The organism is Collinsella sp. TF05-9AC (genome assembly GCF_003438495.1).
Classification (GTDB): domain Bacteria; phylum Actinomycetota; class Coriobacteriia; order Coriobacteriales; family Coriobacteriaceae; genus Collinsella.
In genome coordinates this window covers 1-24,607 of sequence record NZ_QSSH01000014.1, presented here as the reverse complement: position 1 = coordinate 24,607, position 24,607 = coordinate 1, and the positions used below count along the sequence as shown (strand labels likewise).

18 protein-coding genes are annotated in these 24,607 nt (G+C 57.9%); 14 read left to right on the top strand and 4 right to left on the bottom strand.

The window, feature by feature from the left end; all coding sequences use genetic code 11:
* Positions 1-203: 203 nt before the first annotated feature.
* Positions 204-1,832, top strand: a complete 1,629-nt coding sequence (locus tag DXC52_RS05410) for an ABC transporter ATP-binding protein (RefSeq protein ID WP_117564924.1) — start codon at positions 204-206, stop codon at positions 1,830-1,832.
* 886 nt (positions 1,833-2,718) lie between these two features.
* On the opposite strand, the gene DXC52_RS09930 is transcribed toward DXC52_RS05410, so the two are convergent.
* The 3 genes from DXC52_RS09930 to DXC52_RS05400 form a co-directional block, all read right to left on the bottom strand.
* Positions 2,719-2,898 (bottom strand): hypothetical protein, encoded by a 180-nt coding sequence (locus DXC52_RS09930; protein WP_147324165.1) that lies wholly within the window; start codon positions 2,896-2,898, stop codon positions 2,719-2,721.
* Between the two features lie 30 nt (positions 2,899-2,928).
* A complete protein-coding gene (locus tag DXC52_RS09925; RefSeq protein ID WP_124785779.1) occupies positions 2,929-3,132 on the bottom strand; it encodes a hypothetical protein in 204 nt (67 codons plus the stop codon).
* 169 nt (positions 3,133-3,301) lie between these two features.
* Positions 3,302-4,660, bottom strand: a complete 1,359-nt coding sequence (locus DXC52_RS05400; protein WP_117746464.1) for a radical SAM/SPASM domain-containing protein — start codon at positions 4,658-4,660, stop codon at positions 3,302-3,304.
* Between the two features lie 516 nt (positions 4,661-5,176).
* Between DXC52_RS05400 and DXC52_RS05395 the strand changes: the two genes are divergently transcribed.
* From DXC52_RS05395 to arcC, 3 genes are all read left to right on the top strand, one after another.
* Positions 5,177-5,656 carry an FHA domain-containing protein gene (locus tag DXC52_RS05395; protein ID WP_117746463.1) on the top strand — a complete coding sequence of 160 codons (480 nt, stop codon included), beginning with the start codon at positions 5,177-5,179 and terminating at the stop codon, positions 5,654-5,656.
* 450 nt (positions 5,657-6,106) lie between these two features.
* On the top strand, positions 6,107-9,646 hold the full coding sequence (gene nifJ / locus DXC52_RS05390; RefSeq protein ID WP_117746462.1) for a pyruvate:ferredoxin (flavodoxin) oxidoreductase: 3,540 nt from the start codon (positions 6,107-6,109) through the stop codon (positions 9,644-9,646).
* A gap of 655 nt (positions 9,647-10,301) precedes the next feature.
* Positions 10,302-11,264 carry a carbamate kinase gene (gene arcC / locus DXC52_RS05385; protein ID WP_055310076.1) on the top strand — a complete coding sequence of 321 codons (963 nt, stop codon included), beginning with the start codon at positions 10,302-10,304 and terminating at the stop codon, positions 11,262-11,264.
* Positions 11,265-11,568: 304 nt separating this feature from the next.
* Here arcC and DXC52_RS10260 read toward each other — a convergent pair whose 3' ends face one another.
* Positions 11,569-12,570: a C39 family peptidase gene (locus tag DXC52_RS10260; protein ID WP_233504858.1), complete on the bottom strand. Its 1,002-nt coding sequence runs from the start codon at positions 12,568-12,570 to the stop codon at positions 11,569-11,571.
* Positions 12,571-12,924: 354 nt separating this feature from the next.
* Here DXC52_RS10260 and DXC52_RS05375 point away from each other — a divergent pair, with 354 nt between their 5' ends.
* From DXC52_RS05375 to DXC52_RS05330, 10 genes are all read left to right on the top strand, one after another.
* Positions 12,925-14,376, top strand: a complete 1,452-nt coding sequence (locus DXC52_RS05375) for an APC family permease (RefSeq protein WP_117746461.1) — start codon at positions 12,925-12,927, stop codon at positions 14,374-14,376.
* A gap of 131 nt (positions 14,377-14,507) precedes the next feature.
* The gene (locus DXC52_RS05370) at positions 14,508-15,785 is read left to right on the top strand and encodes an amidohydrolase family protein (protein ID WP_055285286.1); all 1,278 of its coding nucleotides are present in this window, start codon (positions 14,508-14,510) and stop codon (positions 15,783-15,785) included.
* A 112-nt stretch (positions 15,786-15,897) separates the two neighbouring features.
* Positions 15,898-17,289: a sensor histidine kinase gene (locus DXC52_RS05365; protein ID WP_117786915.1), complete on the top strand. Its 1,392-nt coding sequence runs from the start codon at positions 15,898-15,900 to the stop codon at positions 17,287-17,289.
* Between the two features lie 38 nt (positions 17,290-17,327).
* Entirely contained in the window at positions 17,328-18,062 is a 735-nt protein-coding gene (locus DXC52_RS05360) for a LytTR family DNA-binding domain-containing protein (RefSeq protein WP_117746459.1), read from the top strand.
* Between the two features lie 92 nt (positions 18,063-18,154).
* The gene (locus tag DXC52_RS05355; protein ID WP_117746458.1) at positions 18,155-19,099 is read left to right on the top strand and encodes a zinc dependent phospholipase C family protein; all 945 of its coding nucleotides are present in this window, start codon (positions 18,155-18,157) and stop codon (positions 19,097-19,099) included.
* A gap of 101 nt (positions 19,100-19,200) precedes the next feature.
* Positions 19,201-20,460, top strand: coding sequence for an MFS transporter (locus DXC52_RS05350; protein ID WP_117746457.1), 1,260 nt, complete (start codon positions 19,201-19,203; stop codon positions 20,458-20,460).
* Positions 20,461-20,631: 171 nt separating this feature from the next.
* Entirely contained in the window at positions 20,632-21,819 is a 1,188-nt protein-coding gene (locus DXC52_RS05345) for a glycosyltransferase (protein WP_117746456.1), read from the top strand.
* A complete protein-coding gene (locus DXC52_RS05340; protein ID WP_006235157.1) occupies positions 21,816-23,159 on the top strand; it encodes a histidine kinase in 1,344 nt (447 codons plus the stop codon). Before DXC52_RS05345 ends, DXC52_RS05340 begins: the two co-directional genes overlap by 4 nt.
* A gap of 72 nt (positions 23,160-23,231) precedes the next feature.
* Entirely contained in the window at positions 23,232-23,948 is a 717-nt protein-coding gene (locus DXC52_RS05335) for a LytTR family DNA-binding domain-containing protein (protein WP_022094115.1), read from the top strand.
* A 96-nt stretch (positions 23,949-24,044) separates the two neighbouring features.
* Complete coding sequence (locus DXC52_RS05330; protein ID WP_117584170.1) at positions 24,045-24,512, top strand: YfcE family phosphodiesterase; 468 nt, start codon at positions 24,045-24,047, stop codon at positions 24,510-24,512.
* The last annotated feature ends 95 nt before the right edge of the window (positions 24,513-24,607 follow it).

The window sequence follows — 24,607 nt, the reverse complement described above, 5'->3', positions numbered from 1 at the left end:
GGTTGAAAAAGATATTTCAACCGCCCGATTGCCAGGTTCGTCGGAGGAGATGTCCGATTCCGACTCTCTTGTAGGAAGAGCTTGAGATCGTATTGGCCCAAGGCAATCTTAAAGCAGTCTCATTGGCAAATCTTCGCTCCTGTTGTGTTGAGGTGTAAGGTATCAGTGATTGATGTTTTGTGGCGGGTAGATTGGGGCCTTCCTTGATTCGATGCGTTCTCTCGAGGTTCATCAGAGCAAAAGGGGCTTTCGTCTTCATTGCTATCACGGTGATTGGAACCGCTCTCTCCTATGCCATGCCATACGTGAACGGGAAATTCTTAGATTTTCTTCTCGGTAACCGCAGCGAAAGAGACGCCGTACTCTTCGCGCTCCTGGTTGCGTCAATAGGAGTTTTCTCCACCCTCTTTACTTATTTTGCAGGAACACTTTCCATTCGCATAACCACGAGACTTTCCTTTGATCTTCTCAGGGAGGCCGTCTTGCGTTTTGAAAGAGACGATTACTTGGTGAGTCGGACCATCGATCCAGCCTATACAACGCAACGGATTATTTCCGACTCCAGCGTGGTCTCATCCTTCGTTTTGGCGAATTTTATCAGTGCGCCGCTGTCCATTGTAGCCATTCCCATCGTATTGCTTATCATATGGTCAATTGATTCAACTCTCGCGGTGTTTTCCATCATTCTCCTCATCGTGTATTTCTGTGTAATTACTGGGTTGAGGAAACTTTTGTATAGGGTCACGTATGAGAAGAAAGAGGCGGACAGCGCCTTTTACGCCGCAATTGCATCGCAGCTTAATCAGATTCTCAACATTCAACTGACATCTTCGTACGGCAAGAGCGAACAAGCGCTCGACGCTGGGTTTAAGAGCTATTTTCCCAAAGTTTTGCGCTCCGGAAAGCTATCATATTCTCTGACATCGCTCGATGGTCTTTTCGCAGCGTTGTTTCAAGCGGTGATACTTGTTGTTTCCGGAGTACGAATCATTAACGGAACTATGTCAATAGGCGAGTACACTATCATCGGTACATACTTCGCGGTTCTCTTTAAGACTTTGAAAAGTATGATGTCATTGTTCAAATCCTATCAAGATGCCAAAGCATCATGGGATAGGACGGCTATCGCGACGAGAGAAAAGGAGAGATCGGGGTGGAATCGGACCGATTTAGCTAAACTCGATGAAATAAATGACATTTCGGTATCTGATTTGGAATTCTCGGTTGCCCTTCCAGACGGATCTGTCCGAGAGGTCCTCGGCGGGTTTTCTTTCAAGTTTTCCGGTCCTGGTACATATTGCATAGTTGGGGAAAACGGAAGAGGCAAGACGTCACTTCTTTACTTGATGCTCGGGCTATACTCATCGAAAGGCAAAGTAAAATACAACGGCGTGCCAATCGAAGAATGCGACTTGGATTACATACGTGCGAGAGAGATATCGTGCTGCCCACAGTCGTGCTTCGCGCCGGACGAAACGGTGAAAGAGCTGTTAGAGTATTTCGACACGCCCTTTTCTTCCTATCACCGGGGTGTAGATGGCCTACTTTCGCTGGAAAACAGCGTGAAGGAGTTGCTCGGGAAACGTTGCTCCGCGCTTTCGGGCGGTGAGCTGCGCCGAGTGTACTTATGGTCGGCGATTTCACGCAAGTCGTCAGTTTTGGTACTCGACGAGCCCACGACTGGGTTAGACGCTGTAAGCCGCGCCGAGCTTGCGGCCTATGTTAAGCGCAACAAGCAAAGCCAGCTGATCATCGTTGTCTCTCACGATGACGAGATGGTCGGCGCGGTAGAAGGGGTAGTGGATTTAGGCAGCATGTACCAGGGTAAATGATGACAAGTGTAGTGCTACCCAACTGGCAGAGATAACAAAAAGGCGATGCAGATGCACGTAGCATTCAGGCGGTTCGGACTCGGTGCCTTCACGTCATCGCAACGCTTTCAGATATAGTTCTCGTTCTCTTACTAAAGGAAACTTTAGTCTACGTCATCTTGTCGAGACAGAGGTGAAGCGAAGTGTTGTCGCGACGTATCTTATTCCAGGTGGCTCAGTATCAGCGTGAGAATCGCACCAAAGTGTACTTACGATTCTCGTGTCCCACGGACAACATGAGCTGAGCATTGAGGTTCCACCCTTTGCTGCAACTACACGGGGTTGGACGGCAATGAATATGCCGGGCCGCATACCACGCGCAGCGGGGGTCCATGTCCCAGTATGTTGCCTACAGCAGCCTCGATGTCCACGCACACATCATCTCTGCCTTCGCGTTCAATCCATTTGCCGGAGAGTGCGAAGGTTGCCAGGCCGTAGAATTCGAGCCGAACAAATGAAATGCGGTATCAGCGCATAGGATTAAACTGACGATTGCTTTGCACTGAGAATACGCTTGGAAAGCCGCTATGGGTGGCGGCCCGGGTTAAATAGAGAAGCCCGTCCGATCACTTTCATGTGGCGAACGGTCGGGCTTCTTATTCCACTTGCCAATGCTCGGCTCATATTGGAAGAAAGCTACGCTAATGTTTGCGTGACACTCCTATTTTCTCCGAAGAAAGAGTCGGATAATGAAGAATAGAATTAAAAAAGGTGCCAGATATAACGCAAGTATAAAGGCTAATCCAACGAGACCTTGCAATAATGGCATAACTCCTCCCAGACACGAGATTTTGGTATTTGTTCCCATCTTATTCTGAATTGGACCAAATAGTTCCTAGCCACAAAACTACTCGTCAACTGGATCGCACCAATCTGCTGGCAAAACACAGCTTGATTCTTTATCGACATAGCACCAATCCGCAACAGGGCACTCGGCGATGTCGTAAAAATTGCATATATCAACTCCAAGACAACAAGGCTCAACGGGAGGATGTTCATTTGAACCAACAGGATGGATATGCTTCATAACAGCTCCTCACCTTAATCCAATTAGAGACTACGTTTGATCAATGCCACAGTGATCTACAACGCAGATGCTGCCGCCATCCATGTCATAGTCGCAGTAATCGTATGCACCACAGCCATCTGCTTTATCATAAACAGTACAGATGTCAGTAATGCCCAAGAGGCAGTCAAAAGACATCGGCTTCACGCCTGCCTCGTCGCCACTTCCTGGATTAATCGGATGAATATGCTTCACGACTACCTCCCTTTGAGTGCAGAAAAACCTCAATATTGTGTATAACAAACCAAGATGTCTAGTTCACCATATTTCTAGAATGGTTTCGGCGAACGTAGCAATAAGCTTCGCAGACGGTAATCAGAAGAACGAACACCTCCACAATGGTGACAGCAATGCGCTGAACCGCTTATTCCGATACAGTAGCTTCTCGTTGATTTTTCTCCTGCGAAGATGAGTGGCGGGAAATAAGGTCAAAAGCCATCTCGTAGCACATTTTTCTATATTCACATGATGCAGGGTGTAGACTCTTGGGCAAGTAGCCGTGCTCGTCTGCAGCCTCCCAGCTACAGCCCCCACCACAGAAAGACCGAGCCCAACAGTCCGTACAGTCAATTCTTTTTTCGACACCCTGACTCCAGTTTTCAATATACCTAGTTTCGTCAATTCCGGTGACGATGTTGCCCATTTTGAATCGCATCATCCCGACAAACCTGTGACAGGGGTATACGTCCACTTCGGGAGTCACGGAAATAAAACGCCTGCCAGCCCCGCATCCGACAAAGGCGATCCTGTTGCTCATAATCAAATCAACTGCAGTTTTCAATGTTCTAAACAAGGGCTTTTCCCCTTGATCAATCTGTTTGAGATATTGATCCGCCAAATCTATTAGGCCCGCCCTGATTTTGTTTAATGAGTGTTCGTCGAGTTTGATATTCTCATCGAATGAGCTCACGGGCGAGAAGTAAATCCTTCTGAAGCCCATCTCTTTAAACTGAAGATAGTCTTCAACAAGGTTACAGTTATTATTTGTTAAGGTCGCTCTTGCGCCGAAGGGGAACGACTCGGAAAAACGACGAACGTTTTTGTCGATATCGGAGAAAGAGCCGCCTCCCGTCTTGTACGGGCGCGATGCATCGTGCTTGCATCCTGTACCATCGAGACTAATCAGAACAGAAAACCCGTGCTCCTTGAAAGAATTCACAGCAGTGTCATTCAAAAGCGTTCCGTTGGTCGTAATAGAATAGGTAAAGTTTCTATTGGGGTATATTCTTTTTGAATAGTCGACCGTTTTCCATATCAGCGGCTCGTTAATCATGGGTTCCCCACCAAAAAAGACGATCGCAAGCGTTTCGTTTTCCGATGAACTTGCGACGAGGTAGTCGACCGCCTTGAAGGCTATCTCGTCTGTCATCAGCAGAGGAGACGTTCCATAATCTCCTTTACCGGCAAAACAGTAACTACAACCAAGGTTGCATGCATGTGAAACGTGGAGTTCGATGGATCTAAGTTTTCGAGGCGTGTCTTTTGTTAAGAAAGTCCGCTCAGACAATCGTTGATACTCATCAATGTCGTCTTCAAGTTCTGCTATGGTCGTTTGGTCGTAGCCTTTCGCAGCAAGTGACTTTGTTAGCAACTTCGAGTTGACCGTTCTTCCCGATGCTTCAAATATGCGAAGCGCATCTTCTGATGCTTGGTCAACCTGAAAGCAATTGCGAGTGACCTCATCGAAGCAGTAACGACGATCACTTACTGAGAAAAAATGCATACGTTCCTCAATTTCATGCTGGACTGGCACTAACCTTGTTTATTGTTGCGCAGCTATAAAAAACCACCAGCGGGGATTCGGTGTGCGGCCCAATCGGACTCCCAAAAGGTTCTATTTGAGACTGGCAAGCTTTGTGTTGTTGGCACTTCGACAGCGCTCTTTATTCCAACATGGAGCCTCGCAGTTTGAGTCGACTTGCCTCTGGAAGGTCCGATCTTAACTTGATTTAGGATGAAAACAGATTACAGGCGCGCTCCTCTAGAAAGAAAGGAAACCAATCGCCGCCTTTCACCAGGAAAGTTTTTATAGCCCACCTCGAGCAAAATGAAAGATGCGAGAGCGATTGGGGAACAACGCGAATCTCCCCTTTTGGGTGGGAGCGAGCCTTCAGCCACCGGCGAACGACTCGCCCTGGTCAGAATCTGGAAGTGGTGCCGGGCCGCTTGGGCCTCCCCGGTGACTTCGTGGGGCTTACCTGCCTGACGTCGAGGAGTACATCCGCAAGATTCGTTCCCTATGCCGTTTGCTCTCACGCCCGCCTTAGTTCCAAGTCGGGCGAGCCGCCGCGCTCATGCGACCCGTGGCGGCGACACGTCGACGCCGCGCTCGCTGAGCACATCTTCGGTCGCGGGCGAGCACGAGGTCGCGCCGGCGCATCCGCTGGGACTGCTGTGCGTGCAAAACGGCTACGTGGTGAGCGTCCCGCGCTGGATTCAGCCGAGTGAGGAAGGCGTTGAGATCGGCGCGCTGGCAACGGGGGAGGGCGGCATCACCGACGACGTCTCGGCCCGCCATGCCCATATCTGGTGCGATGCTCAAAATATCTGGCACGTCGAGGACTTGTCGTCCACCAACGGAACCGTGGTGGTAAACGGCGCGACGAACGTCTGCATCCAGGTCGAGCCCGGCCGCTCCGCTCAGCTCAACCCCGGCGACGAGCTCAGACTTGGCGAATCCACCACCTACGCTATCCTCCTCGGCGTCGGCGCCCTCTAGTCGGCAGATGGGGACGTTCCTTTTATGCCGGCACTCCGGGACACTCCATGGCGCGCCAGGGCCAATCGCCCGGGGACGAAGCGTTCATTTTGGCCCTTGGCGGTCACCCGAGGTAAACCTTTACCGCCCACCTATATTTGTCGAAATTACACTTGGCGGCGGGGTACAATAAACCCGCATGCGGATTTCCGTTGCGGGTGCCTCCCATCGCCGGGGCGTGCCCGGGAGCATCCGGCATGCGGCCTTTGCGGCGCTCGGTCATGTGCAAGACGGGCAGCTGGGCCTGTGGAGTGCGTGCAGCCCTCCTCGCCTCGGCATGCCTTCTCTCCACGCCATGTACCTGCTGCTCAGCCTGCCTGCCAGATGATGGAAGCAACAGCGAAAATCCCATCACGCCAGTATCCCGGCGATCGCCGGGGCCTGTATACCTATATGAGAGGAGAGGGGTATATGGCGCGTAAGTTTAAGTCTATGGACGGCAACGAGGCGGCCGCATATGTTTCGTATGCGTACACCGAGGTAGCGGGAATCTATCCCATTACGCCGTCCAGCCCGATGGCCGACCATGTCGACCAGTGGGCGGCCCAGGGTCGCAAGAATATCTTCGGCACTCCGGTCAAGGTCGTCGAGATGGAGTCCGAGGCAGGTGCAGCCGGTACCGTTCACGGTTCGCTGGGCGCCGGTGCTCTGACCACCACCTACACGGCTTCTCAGGGTCTGCTCCTGATGATCCCGAACATGTACAAGATCGCGGGCGAGCAGCTCCCGGGCGTCTTCCACGTCTCCGCGCGTTGCGTCGCTTCCCACGCCCTGAACATTTTTGGCGATCACTCCGACGTCATGGCCTGCCGCCAGACCGGCTTCGCCATGCTCGCCGAGGGCAACGTCCAGGAGGTCATGGACCTCTCGCCGGTGGCTCACCTTGCCGCCATCGAGGGTAAGACCCCGTTCCTTAACTTCTTCGACGGCTTCCGCACCAGCCACGAGATCCAGAAGGTCGCCATGTGGGACTACAAGGATCTGGCCGAGATGTGCGACATGGACGCTGTCCAGGCTTTCCGCGATCACGCGCTCAACCCTGAGCACCCGCACACCCGCGGCAGCCACGAGAACGGCGACATCTTCTTCCAGAACCGCGAGGCCTGCAACAAGGTCTACGACGAGCTTCCCGCCGTCGTCGAGGGCTACATGAAGAAGATCAACGAGAAGCTCGGCACCGATTACGGCCTGTTCAACTACTACGGCGCTCCCGATGCTGATCGCGTCGTCGTGTGCATGGGCTCCTTCTGCGACGTGCTCGAGGAAGTCATCGACTACCTCAACGCTCACGGCGAGAAGGTCGGCCTGGTCAAGGTTCGCCTGTTCCGTCCGTTCTCCATCAAGCACTTTGTCGACGTTCTCCCCGAGACCGTCCAGAAGATTGCCGTCATGGACCGCACCAAGGAGCCGGGTTCCATCGGCGAGCCGCTCTACCAGGACGTTGTCTCCGCTCTCTACGAGGCCGGCAAGACGGGCATCAAGGTCGTCGGCGGCCGTTACGGCCTGGGCAGCAAGGACACGCCTCCCGCGTCCGCGTTCGCTGTCTTCGAGGAGCTCAAGAAGGACGAGCCCAAGCGCGAGTTCACCATCGGCATCGTCGATGACGTGACCAACCTGAGCCTGCCCGAGGCCGAGGATGCGCCCAACACCGCAGCCCCCGGCACCATCGAGTGCAAGTTCTGGGGTCTGGGTGGCGACGGTACCGTCGGCGCCAACAAGAACTCGATCAAGATTATCGGCGACCACACCGACAAGTACGTCCAGGCCTACTTCCAGTACGACTCCAAGAAGACCGGCGGAGTCACCGTCTCGCACCTGCGCTTTGGTGATTCCCCGATCCGCTCGCCGTACTACGTGACCAAGGCCGACTTTGTCGCCTGCCACAACCCCAGCTACATCGTCAAGGGCTTCAAGATGGTCCGCGACGTCAAGCCGGGCGGCACCTTCCTGGTCAACTGCCAGTGGAGCGACGAGGAGTTCGCCGAGCACATGCCCGCCGTGGCCAAGCGCTATATCGCGAACAACAACGTCAACGTCTACCTGATCGACGCTATCGACCTGGCCGCCAAGGTCGGCATGGGCAAGCGCACCAACACGGTGCTCCAGTCCGCCTTCTTCGCGCTGGCCAAGGTCCTGCCCGCCGAGGACGCCCTGCAGTACATGAAGGACGCGGCTACCAAGTCCTACATGAAGAAGGGCCAGGCCATCGTCGACGCCAACCATAAGGCCATCGATGCCGGCGCTACCGCCTTCCGTAAGTTCGAGGTTCCGGCCGACTGGGCAACCGCCGAGGATGCCGCTCCCGTCGAGCTCTCCGAGGAGACCAAGTCCGCCATCGCCCAACAGGTCAAGAACCTGCTCGAGCCCATCGATCGCATGGATGGCGACAGCCTGCCCGTTTCCGCCTTCGTCGATTGCGCCGACGGCCAGTTTGAGCTGGGCGCCTCCGCATACGAGAAGCGCGGCGTCGCCGTGGTCGTTCCTCACTGGGACGAGACCAAGTGCATCCAGTGCAACCAGTGCGCCTATGTGTGCCCGCATGCCACCATCCGTCCGTTCGCGATGACCGAGGACGAGGCTGCCGCCGCGCCCGAGGCTGCCCGCACGCTCGACGCCATGGGCCCCAAGGCCAAGGGCATGAAGTTCACCATGGCTGTGTCCCCGCTCGACTGCATGGGTTGCACCAACTGCGTCAAGGTCTGCCCCAAGGGCGCCCTCGAGATGGTTCCCACCGAGCAGGAGATGGACCAGCAGCCCGTTTGGGACTACATGGTCGAGAACGTCTCCGAGAAGAAGGAGCTCATCGCGGCCAACGTCAAGGGCAGCCAGTTTAAGCAGCCCTACCTGGAGTTCTCGGGCTCCTGCGCCGGCTGTGCCGAGACCGCCTATGCACGTCTGGTGACCCAGGTCGCCGGCGACCGCATGTTCATCTCCAACGCCACCGGCTGCTCCTCCATTTGGGGCAACCCCGCTGCCACCGCTCCTTACTGCAAGGACAAGGACGGTCACGGCCCGGCGTGGAACAACTCCCTGTTCGAGGACAATGCCGAGCACGGTCTGGGCATGGCCGTCGGTTACGAGGCCGTCCAGAAGAAGCTGATCGCCGCTACCCAGGACATCATCGCTGCCGATGGTCCGTCCGATGAGCTCAAGGCCGCCGGCCAGGCTTGGATCGACTCCGTCAACGACGCCGAGGCCTCCAAGACCGCTACTGCTGCCTACGTTGCCGAGCTCGAGAAGTGCGGCTGCGACGCTTCCAAGGCGATCCTCGCCGACAAGGCTTACCTCACCAAGAAGTCCTTCTGGATCTTCGGCGGCGACGGCTGGGCCTACGACATCGGCTTCGGTGGCCTGGACCACGTCCTGGCTTCCGGCCACAACGTCAACGTCTTCGTCTTCGACACCGAGGTCTACTCCAACACCGGTGGTCAGGCCTCCAAGGCCTCGAACCTGGGCCAGGTCGCTCAGTTCGCCGCTGCCGGTAAGGTGACCAAGAAGAAGTCTCTGGCCGAGATTGCCATGAGCTACGGCTACGTCTACGTGGCGCAGGTCGCCATGGGCGCCAACCCGGCTCAGACCCTCAAGGCCATTCACGAGGCCGAGGCCTACGACGGCCCGTCCCTCATCATCGGCTACAGCCCCTGCGAGATGCACTCCATCAAGAAGGGCGGCATGCAGAACTGCCAGGCCGAGATGAAGAAGGCTGTCGAGTGCGGTTACTGGAACCTCTTCCGCTTCAACCCCGAGGCTGCTGCCGGCAAGAAGTTCTCGCTCGATTCCAAGGAGCCCGCGGGCGGTTATCAGGAGTTCCTGATGAACGAGGCCCGTTACGCTTCGCTGACGCGATCCTTCCCCGAGCGCGCCGAGGAGCTCTTCAAGGAGAATGAGCAGGCCGCTATGGACCGTTATCAGCACCTGCTGAAGCTCAAGACGGTGTACAACGAGGCCTAGGTCTCCCACCGCAGGATCTGAGGGCTGACCTTCGCGGACGTCCTCGGACATGAAAGAACCCCCGCTGCGCACTACGTGCGGCGGGGGTTCTTTCGTCCTGCGGAGTGTCCGCGAAGGTCAGCCCTCAGATCCTGCTACGACTATGTCCTCGGATTGTGTGGGCGGATGAAGGACGTAGTTGGTCGGGTATTCCGTCCCCTTCGCTGTTTCGCGGCTTTGCCGCGAAACCTCGCGCCACTTTGGGGATGGATGGGGGACTTGGCTGTTGCCGCCTTTTCGGAGCGCTTCTTTATTCCTTTTGCTGGATGAAAAGCCCCTTGTTTTTGCAGTGGTGCATACTTGACTTATAAGTGCATAGAATCTCGCATAGCGCGAGTAAGATATTGCGCTGTCCGTTTTGTGTTTAGCAGAGATGTAGTTTGCATAATCCGACATAATCCTCGCTTCATTTAAATAAAGTCGCACGTAAATTACGTAGATATGTCTGAGCTGGAGTTCTGTACGCTGAGCGGACAAAAACGACCGTTCACCGTTCCGCTATTTTCAAAATGAATAAAATGAGCGATAAAGAGAATATAAACCTTAATAAACTCGCGTATCGCACGGACGCAGGTTATTAATGGGTTGTAGGCCTTTTACAGAAAGGATTCCAGCAATGTCTAAGCCTCTTGGCAAGCCCGATCGTATCGTCGTCGCCCTTGGCGGCAACGCCCTCGGCAACAACCCCGTTGAGCAGATCGAGGCCGTGAGCAACACCGCTCACGCTCTTCTCGGCCTGATCGAGCAGGGCAACGAGATCATCATCACCCACGGCAACGGCCCGCAGGTCGGCATGATCCAGAACGCCTTCGCCGCCGCCCACGACGCCATCGGCACTCCCGAGATGCCGCTGCCCGAGTGCGGCGCCATGTCCCAGGGCTACATCGGCTATCACCTGCAGCAGGGCATTGGCCGCGAGATGCACAAGCGCTATAAGCGCTGGCACGCCGCAACCGTCGTCACCCAGATCGAGTGCGACCCGGACGATCCCGCGTTCAAGAACCCGACCAAGCCGATCGGCCCCTTCTACACCGAGGAGCAGGCCAAGGAGTTCATGGCCGAGGACCCCTCCAAGGTCTTCGTCGAGGATTCCGGCCGCGGCTGGCGTCGCGTCGTCGCTTCCCCCGATCCCAAGAAGATCGTCGAGGCTGACTCCATCCTCAACCTGCTCGACAACGAGTTCATCGTCATCGCCTGCGGTGGCGGCGGCATCCCCGTCGTCCGCGACTACGAGAACAAGGGCTGCTACAAGGGCGTTCCCGCCGTCATCGACAAGGACCTGGGCGGCGAGCTGCTGGCCGAGGACTGCGACGCCGACGTCCTGTTCCTGCTGACCGCCGTTGAGCATGTCGCCATCAACTTTGGCAAGCCCAACCAGGAGGAGCTCGAGGACATCACCGCCGACGAGGCCGAGCGCCTGGCCGACGAGGGTCAGTTCGGCAAGGGTTCCATGGAGCCCAAGGTTCGCGCTGCCATCAAGTTCGCGCGTTCCCGCAAGGGCCGCACCTGCATCATCGGCGCCCTGGACAAGGCCGCCGAGACCATGGCTGGCCTCTCTGGTACCCGCATTCACGAGTAGTCTCTACTCTGTTGCCTCTCTCGTGGGCGCCAGGCAAAGCGCCCACAAACTAGCCTCTCTTCATGAGCTCCGCAGTCCGCTCCGACTGCGGAGCTTTTGCTATTGAGGTAGCTGTTCATGAAACCCGGCACTTGGGGACGTTCCCTTTCTGCCGGCAGCTTGGGACAGTCCTTAAAGGTAGCTCCTGACAGCTGGGAATGGGCCTATTCGTCCGCCCATGAGCGGCATCCGCAAGGGCTGTCCACAGTGGCTGGTCATTTATGTCTGTCCCCAATGACCACTCATTTAAGTCTGTCCCCAATGACTAGTAGTAGGCCCACATGGCTTCGACTTCGTTGAGGACCTCTACGACGCCCCAGCGGCGGGCGCTGCGGCTGGCCGAGTTGGGGTCGTAGACGCCAATCTGGTTGGCATCGTCGATGCCGTAGAGCACGATGTAGTGGCCTACGTTGGTAAACGTACCGGGGCGCACTGCGGCGATGACGGGCGCACCCGAGCGAAGTGCTTGGGTAATCGATTCACGATCGTTATAGAGCTGTGTTCCGTTGAGCCCCAGCTGCCACGCACCGCCTGTCATAAACGACCACTCGGTGGCACCGGTGGGGGCGTAGTTGCCGGATTCGGCCAGTGCGCATATATCGACCGGCGTCTTATCGGTATGGCCGGTCTTAAAGATATAGACCATGGTGAGGCAGGTAGGACCGCAAGCGTTTTCGCGAATAGTGCCACCGGCATAGGGCAGCTCCGACCATGCGGGGTCAATTTGGTAGATGTGGGGCATGGTGCCGGCTTGCCATTGCGAGCGTGGGGTCGAGAACGCAAAGGAGTAACCGGGCGCGACGGGAGCTTTAAGCAGCTTGTCTTCGGCTGTGGGCTCAAGACCGGCTGATCCGTGGGAGATACAGGATCCCAAAAACACAAAGACGAGGCAGGCGGCGATGGAGCAAAGCGTAAGGCGTAGGCGGCGGGCCGGAAGCGCGTGACTTGTGGCGTGCGACGCAGGGTGAGGGGCGGAATTGCCGCGATCGCGTTGAGGTCGCGAAAAGGAGCGCTTGACGTAGTAGTCGGTCTTACGGCGATCGTAGCGGCGTGGCTGCGATGTGTCGGTCTGGCGTTGGCGTGTGCTCGTACTCACGCGGTCTGACTGCTGCACGGTACGGCTTTGTTGCCGCGAAGAAGCCCCGGGCTGCTCTTGGGGGCGCTGCGGGCTGTCGTTGTCGGAGGTGCTTCTGGGCGTTGGCGTGGTGCGGCCGGCAAGGCGCACGCTTTGTGGCCGTTGGTCGCCGTCATTGTATCCGTATGCCATTCGAATCACCTTGCCTCATGTGTAACTTGTCTATCCTACATAAAAAGATGCACGACACATGGGTATGTGCGCCAAAAGCCTGACAAATGGTATGAACGTTGCCGCGCCGCGCGCCAAGCGTCACGGCAACAGGTATTCAAAAGCAGACAAGATGAAAGCGTCCAAGACGAATGACGTCTCCCGCCGTTCGTCCCAAAAACGGTGCCGCTCGTTTTGCAATTCTGCCTTCGGTCGAGCTGCGAGCGGCGCTGCTGCGCCAAGGCCGTATCTTAAAGCCATGGAATAAAAGCGCGCGGCAAAACGGACCGCGCAAGGGGTGACGCCAAGGGCGTCAAACAGGAAAGGAGGGGAACAATGGCGGACAAGAACGCAGAAGTTGCAGTCGAGGATAACGGCGGCATGAAGAAAACGCTTTCGCTCTGGAACTTCTTCACCATCGGCTTCGGTGCCATCATCGGTACCGGTTGGGTTCTGCAGGTCGGCGACTGGATGGTCGTGGGCGGCGGTCCCGTTCCCGCTATGATCGCATTCCTCTTGGGTGCAATCTTCCTCGTGCCCGTCGGAGCTGTTTTCGGTGAGCTCACGGCTGCTATCCCCATCTCGGGCGGCATTGTCGAGTATGTCGATCGTAGCTTTGGCCGTACGCTGAGCTACATCACCGGATGGCTTTTGGCCCTGGGCAACGGCATCCTGTGCCCGTGGGAGGCCATCGCCATTTCGACCCTCGTGTCCGAAATGTTCGGCAGCCTGCCCGGCCTTGAGTGGCTGCGCGCCGTCAAGCTCTACACCATCCTGGGGGCCGACGTTTACCTGTTCCCGACGCTGATCGCGCTCGGCTTTGCAGTCTACGTCATCTTCCTCAATTTCCGCGGTGCCAGCTCGGCTGCCAAGCTCCAGGCCTTCCTGACCAAGGCCCTGCTCTGCGGCATGCTGCTCGCCATGGGCGTCTCGCTGTTCACCGGCTCGCCGGACAATGCCATGCCCGTGTTCTCCCAGGTCACCGGCGCTGGCGGCGGCAAGGCCGCTACCGAGAGCACCAGCCTGTTTGCCGGCATCGTGTCGGTCCTGGTTCTGACCCCGTTCTTCTACGCTGGCTTCGACACCATTCCTCAGCAGGCTGAGGAAGCAGCCGAGGGCCTCAACTGGAACAAGTTCGGCAAGATCATCTCCCTGGCTCTGCTGGCCGCTGGCGGCTTCTACATGGTCTGCATCTACTCGTTCGGCACCATCCTCGACTGGCATGAGTTCGTTAAGAGCCCGGTTCCCGCGCTCGCCTGCCTCAAGGGCATCAACATGCTCCTGTACTTGGCCATGCTCGTCATCGCCACGCTTGGACCCATGGGCCCGATGAACTCCTTCTACGGCGCCACGAGCCGCATCATGCTCGCCATGGGCCGCAAGGGCCAGCTGCCCGAGCAGTTCGCCGAGGTCGACCCCAAGTCCGGCGCCCCCAAGCTCGCCTGCGTCGTCCTGGGTGTCATCACCGTCGTCGGTCCGTTCCTGGGCAAGAACATGCTCATCCCTCTGACCAACGTGTCGGCTCTCGCCTTCATCTTCTCCTGCGGCATGGTCGCCCTCGCTTGCCTGCGCATGCGCTTCACCGAGCCCGACCTGCCTCGTCCCTACGAGGTGCCCGGCGGCAAGTTTGGCATCGGCCTCGCTATCGCTGCCTGCGCTATCATCATCGGCCTGCTCGTGATTCCGTTCTCTCCCGCCTCTCTCAACATGGTGGAGTGGAGCATCGTGATCGGCTGGCTGGCCGTCGGCCTGGCTCTCATGGCCTTCACCAATTCCCGCAAAAAGTAACGCCGAGCCGGGGCGGATCAGGTGCGCGGGACCCTCTCTTCCGCGCACCGAACCCGGCGCCACTTGGGTAGCTTTGTGAGGCCTTAACCCAACACGGCCTCGCCCACTATATGGATCCATAAGGAGGAACCATGTCCACTAAGTATGCAATCGTTGGCGGCAAGCTCATCGACGGTACCGGCGCCGAGCCGGTCGAGAACTCCCTCGTTCTCGTCGACGACAACGGCAAGATCGAGTACGCCGGCGCCATGCAGGACCTTCCCGAGGGCGTTGAGGTCATCGACGCCGCCGGCAAGACCGTCCTTCCCGGCCTGATCGACACCCACCTGCACTTCTCGGGCAACTTGACCGACGATGACACCGACTGGGTCATGCAGCCGCTTCTCGAGAAGCAGGCCGTCGCCGTCAAGCAGGCCTACGACTGCCTCACCCACGGCCTCACCACCGTCTGCGAGATCGGCCGCTTTGGTATCCAGATCCGTGACTGCATCGACAAGGGCGTCTTCAAGGGCCCGCGCGTTCTGGCCACCGGCCTTGGCTTCTGCCGCGTTGCCGGCCACGGCGACTCCCACCACTGCAGCCAGGAGCTCAACAAGGAATCGCACCCCTGGGGCGATCAGGTCGACGGTCCTTGGGATCTGCGCAAGGCCGTCCGTCGTCGCCTGCGCGAGAACCCCGATGCCATCAAGATCTGGGCTACCGGTGGCGGCATCTGGCGCTGGGACTCCGGCCGCGACCAGCACTACTGCTCCGAGGAGATTCAGGCTGTGGTCGAAGAGGCCAAGATGGTCGGCATCCCCGTGTGGAGCCACTGCTACAACAACCACGCCGCTGCCTACGATTCCGTCCGCTTTGGCTGCGAGCAGCTGATCCACGGCTTCGATATCGATGAGCGCACCATGGACCTCATGGCCGAGCAGGGCACCTTCTTCACCCCGACGATCGCCTTCCTGCCCACCTGGTACGCCACCTATCCGCCCGTCTACGTCCCCGAGCTGCACGACAAGTACGAGGGCACCCTGGTCGAGAAGGAGCTGCAGCGCAACTACGACTGCCTGCGCGAGGCCAAGAAGCGCGGCGTCGTCATGACGATCGGCTCCGATTCCTTCTCCTTCGTCACCCCGTACGGCACCTGCTCCATCGAGGAGATGTACGAGTTCGTCGACAAGATCGGCTTCACCCCGGTCGAGACCATCACCTGTGCCACCCTCAACGGTGCCAAGATGTGCCACATCGAGGACGAGACCGGGTCCATCGAGGCCGGCAAGTGCGCCGACCTGCTGGTCGTCAACGGTGACGTCGCCGCCGACATCCACGTGCTCAACACCGACAACATGGACGTCATCATGAAGGACGGCTGGATTGTCGAGGGCGGCACCTTCGGCGAGGCAAACAAGTACAGCGCCTAAGCTACCGTTCATCGATGGCTTGATGTAAAACACAGTATTTGATTGCATAATGCAATGGAGAGGGTCGCTTGCGGCCCTCTTTATTGCTATGGGGTGCGTCGGTAAGAAGGAGATGACGGTGGATCTCAATAGGCTGATTCTGGGCAAGAGCTACAACTCTACCAAGGTCTTTCGTACCGCTCAGCATGTGGTTCAAGCCATCTTGCTCGGTATTGTCGTTCCGCTGCTTATCCTGCTGCTCATCTGGGATCTAACCGATAATCCCAATCCCGTTCCGGCCGTTGTCGTCATTGCCGGCTTGGTCATGCTGTGCTTCTTCTTCTCGTACGTCTTTGTCGTTCCCGACGACCTCACATCGAGCGCAACCGACCGCACGCTCGCCATCGCTTCAAAAATATTCGCCTACACGTCGCGCGGCCTTACGCCCGAAGCTGCCCTAGGCGCCTCTAAGATCATCCTGTCCGAAACTATCGCCTCTGCCATCTGCTTTACCGACGGCAAGCAGGTGTTGGCAAGCTGGGGCGAGGACTCGGCAAAATGCCCCGCGGGCACCCCGGTGGTGCTGCGGACTACGCTCAACGTGATCAACAGCGGTGAGCAAAGCGTGTTCTCGCGCGATGCCTCGACCGAGACAGGTGGCTACTTTCCGCGCCTGCGCGCCGGTATTGTCGCACCGCTTACCGTGCGCGGGCATTGCGTGGGCACGCTCGAGCTGTATTATCCCCGTCTGAGCAGCATCGATATGCGCCAGACGGCGCTTGCCTCGGGCTTTGCCGACCTCATTTCCACGCAGCTTGCGAGCTTTGAGCTCGAGCGCCAGGACGAGCTTACGGCCCGCGTGGAGCTGCGCGCCTTGCAATCGCAGGTCGATCCTCATTTTCTGTTTAACACCATCAGCACCATCGTGTCGCTCGTGCGTACCGAGCCGGACAAGGCCAGGTCGCTGCTGATCGACTTCTCCAACTACTACCGTCAGACGCTTTCTGATTCCGATACCCTCACAACGCTCGAGCACGAGGTGGAACAGGGCACTCGCTATATCAATCTTATGCAGGCTCGTTATGGCGACGGCCGTCTGCGCGTCTCGGTCGATATCGACTTTGAGGTGCGCGATTGCATGGTGCCGCCGTTTATCTTGCAGCCGTTGCTCGAAAACTGCATCAAGCACGCGCAGCGCGAGACCGAGCCGCTTTCTATTCATGTTAGGGCTTTCGAGACCGATGACGGTTTGGAGATCATCGTCGAGGACGATGGCATCGGTATGAGCGAAGAGGTCTGCGCGCATCTGTTTGAGCAACATCGCCTGGAGGAGCCCGAGAGCATTACCGCCGACGGCTCCGTCAAGCGAGGTTGCGGCCTGGCGCTCTTCAACGTGCTTCAGCGCATCCATTTCTTTTACGGAGAAGATTCCGGCATGCGCGTGAAGTCCCAGGAGGGCGTGGGAACGCAGGTCATCGTCGAGCTGAACGGCGAGCCGCATGAGCCTGCGCCGTTGACGGCGTAGCACGCGGTTGGATTGAGAGAAAAAGAGGGGAAGCACATATGTCCGAAGGCTGGAACATCTTGGTGGTTGATGACGAGCCTCCCATTAGGGCTGAGCTACGCTATCTGTTGGAAAAGGATACGCGTGTGGGTCAGATTGCCGAGGCGGGCAATGTCACCGAAGCCGTGGAGTCGATTCTGTCGAACAAGCCCGACGTGTTGTTTTTAGACATTACCATGCCCGGTCGCTCGGGAATTGAGCTTGCCGAGACGCTGCAGAACCTAAAGACGCCGCCGGTGGTTGTGTTTGTGACGGCGTTTGCCGAATTTGCCGCCGATGCGTATAACCTCGATGCGGTCGACTATGTCGTCAAGCCGGTCGAGGACGCACGCCTGTCAAAGGCACTCGACAAGATCGAGGCAGCCTTGGGTGCCCGTCGTGTTGCCCACGCTCCGCGCCAGCCTTTGCGTCTGACGGTGGACCGCGGGGGCAAAAAGGTGTTCATTCCCGCCGCAGACGTCTGCTACTTTGAGGCGCGCGCCGATTTTTGCAACGCCATCTGCGCCGAGGGAACGTACCTGATCAATGAGTCGATCTCTTCGCTCGAGCGTCGCTTGGTCTCCGAGGGCTTTATTCGCGTTCATCGCAGCTATCTGGTCAATTTGGAAGACGTGCACAATGTCGAGATTGGCTCCACGGGGTTGATGGAGCTCAGGCTCGACCGCGTGAACTCGACGGTACCGGTGTCCCGTCGTCGCGCCGCCGAGGTCAAGTCGCACCTGGGGCTTGCGTAAGAGGCTTGCGTGCCGTCGTTTACCATCGCAGGTTTGGCATGGGCGCGCGGTGGGCATAATGGGTGGCATCGAATGAAATCGAAAGGATCATTATGCCCGCGCTTATCACCCATCATCTGTTTGGCGAGGAAAGCATCGACCGTCTTCCGCAGGGCGTCATCACGTCCGATGAAGAGCGCATTGCCTTTATCTTGGGCAACCAAGGCCCCGACCCGTTTTTCTTTCACATTCTGACACCGCGTGTTTCCGACTGCACGCTGCTGGCGCAGGTCATGCATCGGTCGCGCATGTCTCGCCAGTTCGCGTGCCTGCGCGACGGCGTGTCGCATCTGCTGCCGCGCGACGCCAGCTTGGGTCGTGCCTTTGCGCTGGGCCTGCTGTCTCATTACGTGCTCGACCGCAACGCCCATCCCTTTGTCTATGAGCAGCAGTTTGGCATCGTGGAGTCCGATTCAGAGCTTGAGGATTCGAGCAGTCAGGTCCATGCCGTGATCGAGAGCGACCTGGATGTGCTGATGCTGCAGCTTAAACGCGATGGCGCTACGGTTGACGATTACCCGCCGGCGGGCGAGATCGTCACCACCGATCGCATCAATCGCGTGGCCGGCGTGCTGATGAGCTATGTTGCCGGACGCGTGTACGGCATTGACATTCCGGCGGGGGAGTACGGTGCTGCCGTTGCCAATATGCAGCGACTTTACCGCGCGATTGAGCCGGCCGGCTCCGCAAAGACGCGCGCGATCTCGCTGGTTGAGGGCTTGGTGCACGATTACTCGCTGCTCGACGGCCTTGCCCATCGCGTGACGACGGAGCTGCCCGAGCGCACCGGTAACCTGGGCCATCTGACATGGAAGAATCCCTTTACCGACGAGGTCTCGAACGAGAGTTTCCCCGAGGTCTTTGATCGCGCGCTGGTCGATTACGAGTGCACGGTCGCACGTTTTATCGAGACTGGTGACATGGATGCCGTGACCAGTCACGTCAACTACAGCGGTCGCGTGCTCGAAGCCGATGAGGAGTTCGACCGCGAGGAATAGGGTCCGTGCGTGCCCCTTTGCCGAATCCTTACCGGCGGTTCTGGACAATTGGGGTACGATGAACTAACTGCATATCGGGCGAATACGAAGGGTCCCTGTCCATGAAATACACCAAGCTCGAGCGTAACTGGGTTATGTATGATGTGGGCAATTCGGCCCTTGTGCTGCTCAATACCTCGGTGGTGCCCATTTACTTTAACGCCATCAATACCGGCGCTTCCTCGGCCGACCTGGTGGTCGCCTGGGGCAATGCGCAGACGATCGCCTCGCTGGTCATCGCCATGCTCATGCCCATTCTGGGCGCGCTTGCCGACTACGCCGGCAACAAGATCAAGTTCTTCTTGGGCTTCTTCCTCACGGGCCTGGTGCTTTGCCTGGCGCAGGCTATCCCAATGTCCGCCATGGCATTTTTGACCGTGTACGTGCTGTGCACCATCGGCCTTAACTCTTCTATGACGTTCTACGACGCCATGCTGCCCGACATTACCACCGACGAGCGCATGGACGCCGTGTCCAGCTCGGGCTATGCCTGGGGCTATATCGGTTCCACCGTGCCGTTCGTCATCTGCCTGGCGCTCATCATGGGCGGCCCCGCTCTTGGCGTCCCCACCATGCTGGCAACGCGTCTGTCGTTTATCATCACTGGCGCCTGGTGGCTCATCTTTACTCTGCCGCTCATTCGCACCTATAAGCAAAAGTACGGTCGCGAGCGCGGTCCCCAGGACACCATCGGCCACATCGTGGGCGGTGTGTTCTCCGAGGTCGGACACACCATGCGCGAGATCGCCCACAACAAGACCGTGCTGGTCTACATGGTCGCGTTCTTCTTCTACATCGACGGCGTGCACACGGTCATTTCCATGGCAACCAGCTACGGCTCGGCTTTGGGCATCGATTCGACGCAGTTGGTGCTGGCGCTGCTCGTTACGCAGTTCGTGGCCTTTCCGTCCGCCATCATCTACGGCAAGCTCGCCGGACGCGTGGGCACGCTCAACATGATCCTGGTGGCCGTCGCCGCCTACATGGGCATTGTGCTGTTTGCCGCGTTCTTCCTAAAGACCGCCTTTGAGTTCTGGGTGCTTGCCATTATGGTCGGCCTGTTCCAGGGCGGCGTGCAGGCGCTCAGCCGTAGCTACTTTGGCCGCATTATCCCTAAGGAAAAATCCAACGAGTACTACGGCTTCTTTGACATCTTTGGTCGTTATGCAAGCGTCATGGGCACCTTCCTGGTGTCGGTCGTCACCTCGTTGACCGGCAACCCGTCACTGGGCGTCCTTTCCATTGGCGTGTTGCTGATCGTTGGCTTTATGCTGCTGGTCCGCCTGTCCCGCATGACTCGGGCGGCAGAGCATGCCGCATAGGAGCGAGCGGCTATTGTGCCTGTCCACGGTACTCTTTTGGGGTTATCCGCAATAAACATTGCGACTTGCGAGCAATGATTTGCCCAAGTGGGTATGATGGAATCAGCTAGGTCGCGGGGCGTCGCCTGTGTTTGGCGGCGTCCCGTTTTTGTGTTGCAGGGAGGGTAAGGCATGAACGCCACAGTCGTGATTCCAACGTATTGGGCGGGCGATGACGCTTGCGCAAACGCCCCTGGCATCTATGACCATTCGACACGACTCAACGCCGACAATCCCGAACTCGACCGCTGCCTGGCCTCGCTTGAGCAGGTGCGCGACATCCCGCGCATCATCCTTTTGGTGGTCTGTCCCGTTTCTGCTACAGCCGATGTGTCGCTGCGCGTGCACGAGATTGTCGACGCGCATCCCACGCTCAAGGTCACCGTTGTCACCAACACCCAGGCCTCGCGCATCGCAGACCGGGTTGCTCAGATCGCGCCCAAGGGTTCGGGCGAGTGCGTGAGCCTGCGAGGCTACGGTGCCATCCGCAATATGGGGCTAGCCTGCGCCGCTGTGCTGGGGCATGACGCGGTTATCTTCTTGGATGACGATGAGACTGTCATCGACGCCGACTTTATGAAGCGCGCGACCTATGCGTTGGGGCAGCAGACGCGTCAGGGCTTGCCGATCTTGGTCAAGAGCGGCTATTTCTACGATCGCGACGGCTCGCCGCTGGCTCCCACGGACAAGGCGGGCATCTGCCATCGTTGGTGGACCAAGCGCATCGAGTTCAACCGTTGGATGAAAAAGGCGCTTTCGGGCACCCGCATCTCGCGCTCCAACTACGTGTGCGGCGGCCTGATGGCCCTGCACGCCCGCGCCTTTACGCGTGTGGCCTTTGACCCGTTTATCACCCGCGGCGAGGACTTGGATTACCTCTTTAACATGCGCATGTTTGGCTACGACGTGTGGTTCGATAACGAGTGGACCGTGCGCCATCTGCCTCCGGAGTCCGAAAAGCGCTCACCGCGCTTTATGCAGGATGTATACCGTTGGTACTACGAACGGGCCAAGTTGACATTCGCCGCGCATCAAAAGGAGCTCATTCCCGTTACGGCGGCATCGCTCATGCCCTACCCGGGCCCGTGGATTTCGCGCGAGCTCGACGACCGCGTGCGCAAGACCGCTATGGTCCGCAGCGTGTTTACCCGCGAGCATGAGGGCTACCTGCGCATCTGGCGCCATGGTATCGACGAGGCAAAGGCCTATGCGCGCCAAAACGCTGCAAGCTACCTGCGTTTCCAGAGCTTTTGGCCCAAGATCATGGACGGGCTTTGGCGTGACGCACAACTGATCAGTATCCTGGAGGGGGCCGAATGATCGACCGCCGCGCCCAGCGCGATAGTTCAATATCAATCTTTCGCATCATTGCCGTTGCCTGCGCCATTTGTGTGCTGGTGTACTTTATTTTTGCCTTGGTGACCGGTATCGAGCCGATCGCCACGGTGATTGCCTGCGCGCTGCTGTGCATCTTTCTGTGCATCTTTATCTTTTTGACGCTCAATCCCGATTCGGTGCGCTCCCAGTACACCGAGGAGACGCTCTCGGTGGCCTCGGCCATGCTCGAGGACATTAAGGGCGGTCTGACGCAGGAGTCGGCGCGTTTGGTGTGCCGGCGCATTTTGCCCGAGACGCGCGCCATGACGGTGGCCATCACCGACGAGGACAACGTGCTTGCCTGCGCGGGCGAGTTTGAGGAAAAACTGCTGCCCGATACTCCCATCCACACGCTTGCCACACGCTACGTTATCGAACATGGCATCGTGCAGTCGTTCAACCGTATGGTGGATGTCGTGGGCTCGGACGGCTCGCACAACCAAGTCCCCGCCGGCATTATCGCCCCCATCAAGGTGGGCGATCGTACCGTCGGCACGCTCAAGTTCTACTACAAGACCCCGCGCGCCGTCGACCGTACCCAGTACGCGCTTGCCTCGGGCTTTGCCGAGATCTTGTCCACACAGCTCGCCATCCACGAGCTCGAGGTGCAAAAGGAACTCACGGCGCGCGCCGAGGTACGTGCGCTGCAAGCGCAGATTAACCCGCACTTCCTGTTCAACACGCTGAACACCATTGCATCGTTTACGCGCACCGACCCGCTGCGGGCCCGCGAACTGCTTCGTGAGTTCTCATCGTTCTATCGTGCCACGCTCGACAACTCGGGATCGCTTATTCCGGTCTCGCGCGAGGTCGCACAGACCAAGCGCTACCTTACCTTTGAGAAGGCCCGCTTTGGCGAGGACCGCGTGCTTGCGACGTTCGATGTGTCCGAGGACGTGGAAGATACGCTGGTGCCGGCGTTCGTGATCCAGCCGATTGTCGAGAACGCCGTACGTCATGGTATGGGCGATGACGACGCCCTGAGGATCGACGTGACCGTTCACCAAGACGGCGAGGATGCAATCTTGATTGCCGTGGCCGATAATGGCGTGGGCATGGATGAGGGTACCGCCGCCAGACTGTTTGACGAGCGCTCTGCCCGTCCCGACGCCAGCTCTCCCCAGGGTGGCGGCGCCGGTGTGGCCATGCACAATATTTCGGAGCGCATCCATCGCTTTTATGGGCCGCACTCCTATACGCGTGTCGAATCGGCGCCGGGCAAGGGCACCAAAGTGCTCCTTCATCTTGATTTGTCAGAGAGCATCTTCGACATTCAAGAGTAAAATAAAAGGCTACGGGCTCAACGTCATGCGACGGATGCCCGGCGTAGTTAGTTGACGAAAGGTTTTATCCCTATGCTGCGTGCGATGATTGTGGATGATGAGGCGCCGGCTCGCTCGGAGCTTCGCTTCCTGCTCGAGCAAACGGGCAAGATCGGCACGATCACGGAGGCGTCGAGCGTCCGCTCCGCCATCGAGATGCTTATGGAAAGTCGCGTGGATGTCGTGTTTCTCGATATCTCGATGCCCGGTGCCTCGGGCCTGCAACTTGCCGAGGCGCTGCATAAGCTCAAAAATCCGCCGGCGATCGTGTTTGTGACTGCGTATAGTGACCATGCGGTCGAGGCATTCGACGTGGATGCCGTCGATTATCTGATGAAGCCGGTCGAGGAAGCTCGCTTGGATCGCGCGATCGAGAAGGTCATGCAACGCACCAAGCCGGTTACGGACAGCAAGGTGACCATCGAGCGTATCCCGGTGGAAAAGGGCGGCCGCAAGGTCCTCATTCCCGTGGACGACATTCGCTTTATCATGGCCAAGGACGATTACTCCTGCATCTATACCGTCGATGATCGCTTTTTGTCGACGACCTCGCTGGCGCAGTTTGAGGCCAAGCTCTGCGACTTTGGCTTCTTCCGTGTTCACCGCCGCTATATCGTCAACTTGGCGTGCGTCACGGACGTCGAGACGGTGCCCTCGGGCGCCATCCAGCTGGGCATTACGGGCGTCGACGAACGCGTGCCGGTTTCGCGCCGCCGCGTCGTGCCGCTCAAGAAGGCTCTGAGTCTCTAGCACACTGGCCCCGCAGCCCTGTAGACCCATCGTCTGCGGAGCCGTGGGGCCTTTTTTGTATGTATCTGCCGAATCGTTTTTTGCGGAAGGGATCCCATGAACAGTGCAAGCGCCAAGCGTATCGACATCATCTCGGACACCCACGGCTATTTATCGCCTGCGCTCCTGGATGAGCTTGAGGGCGCAGACCTGATTATCCACGCCGGCGACCTCACGTCAGAGATGGACTACGAGCACCTATGCACCATCGCCCCCGTGCGGGCCGTACTGGGCAACAACGATTACTACCGCGACTACGGTCCCGATGTAGACCGTCTTGCGCTCTTTACCTACGAAGGCCTCAAATTCGCCGTAGCCCACTACCGCGAAGACCTTCCGGTGGGATCCGTAGACGTAGCCATCAACGGCCACACCCACGTAACCAAAGAAGCCCAAGTGGGCCGTTGCTTAGTCCTCAACCCGGGCAGCGCCAGCTACCCCAGAGGCACCCGAGGCCCCACCATGGCCAGAATGCTCGTAAAAGACGGCAAGATCCTAAGCACCAAGTTTATTGACCTAGACTAACCGCAACAAAAACGGGGGATGCACAACGCATCTCCCGTTTTTCTTTGAGCCAAAGTAAGAAGTTCAACAAGATCCATCAGACCAACCCCGCCGAG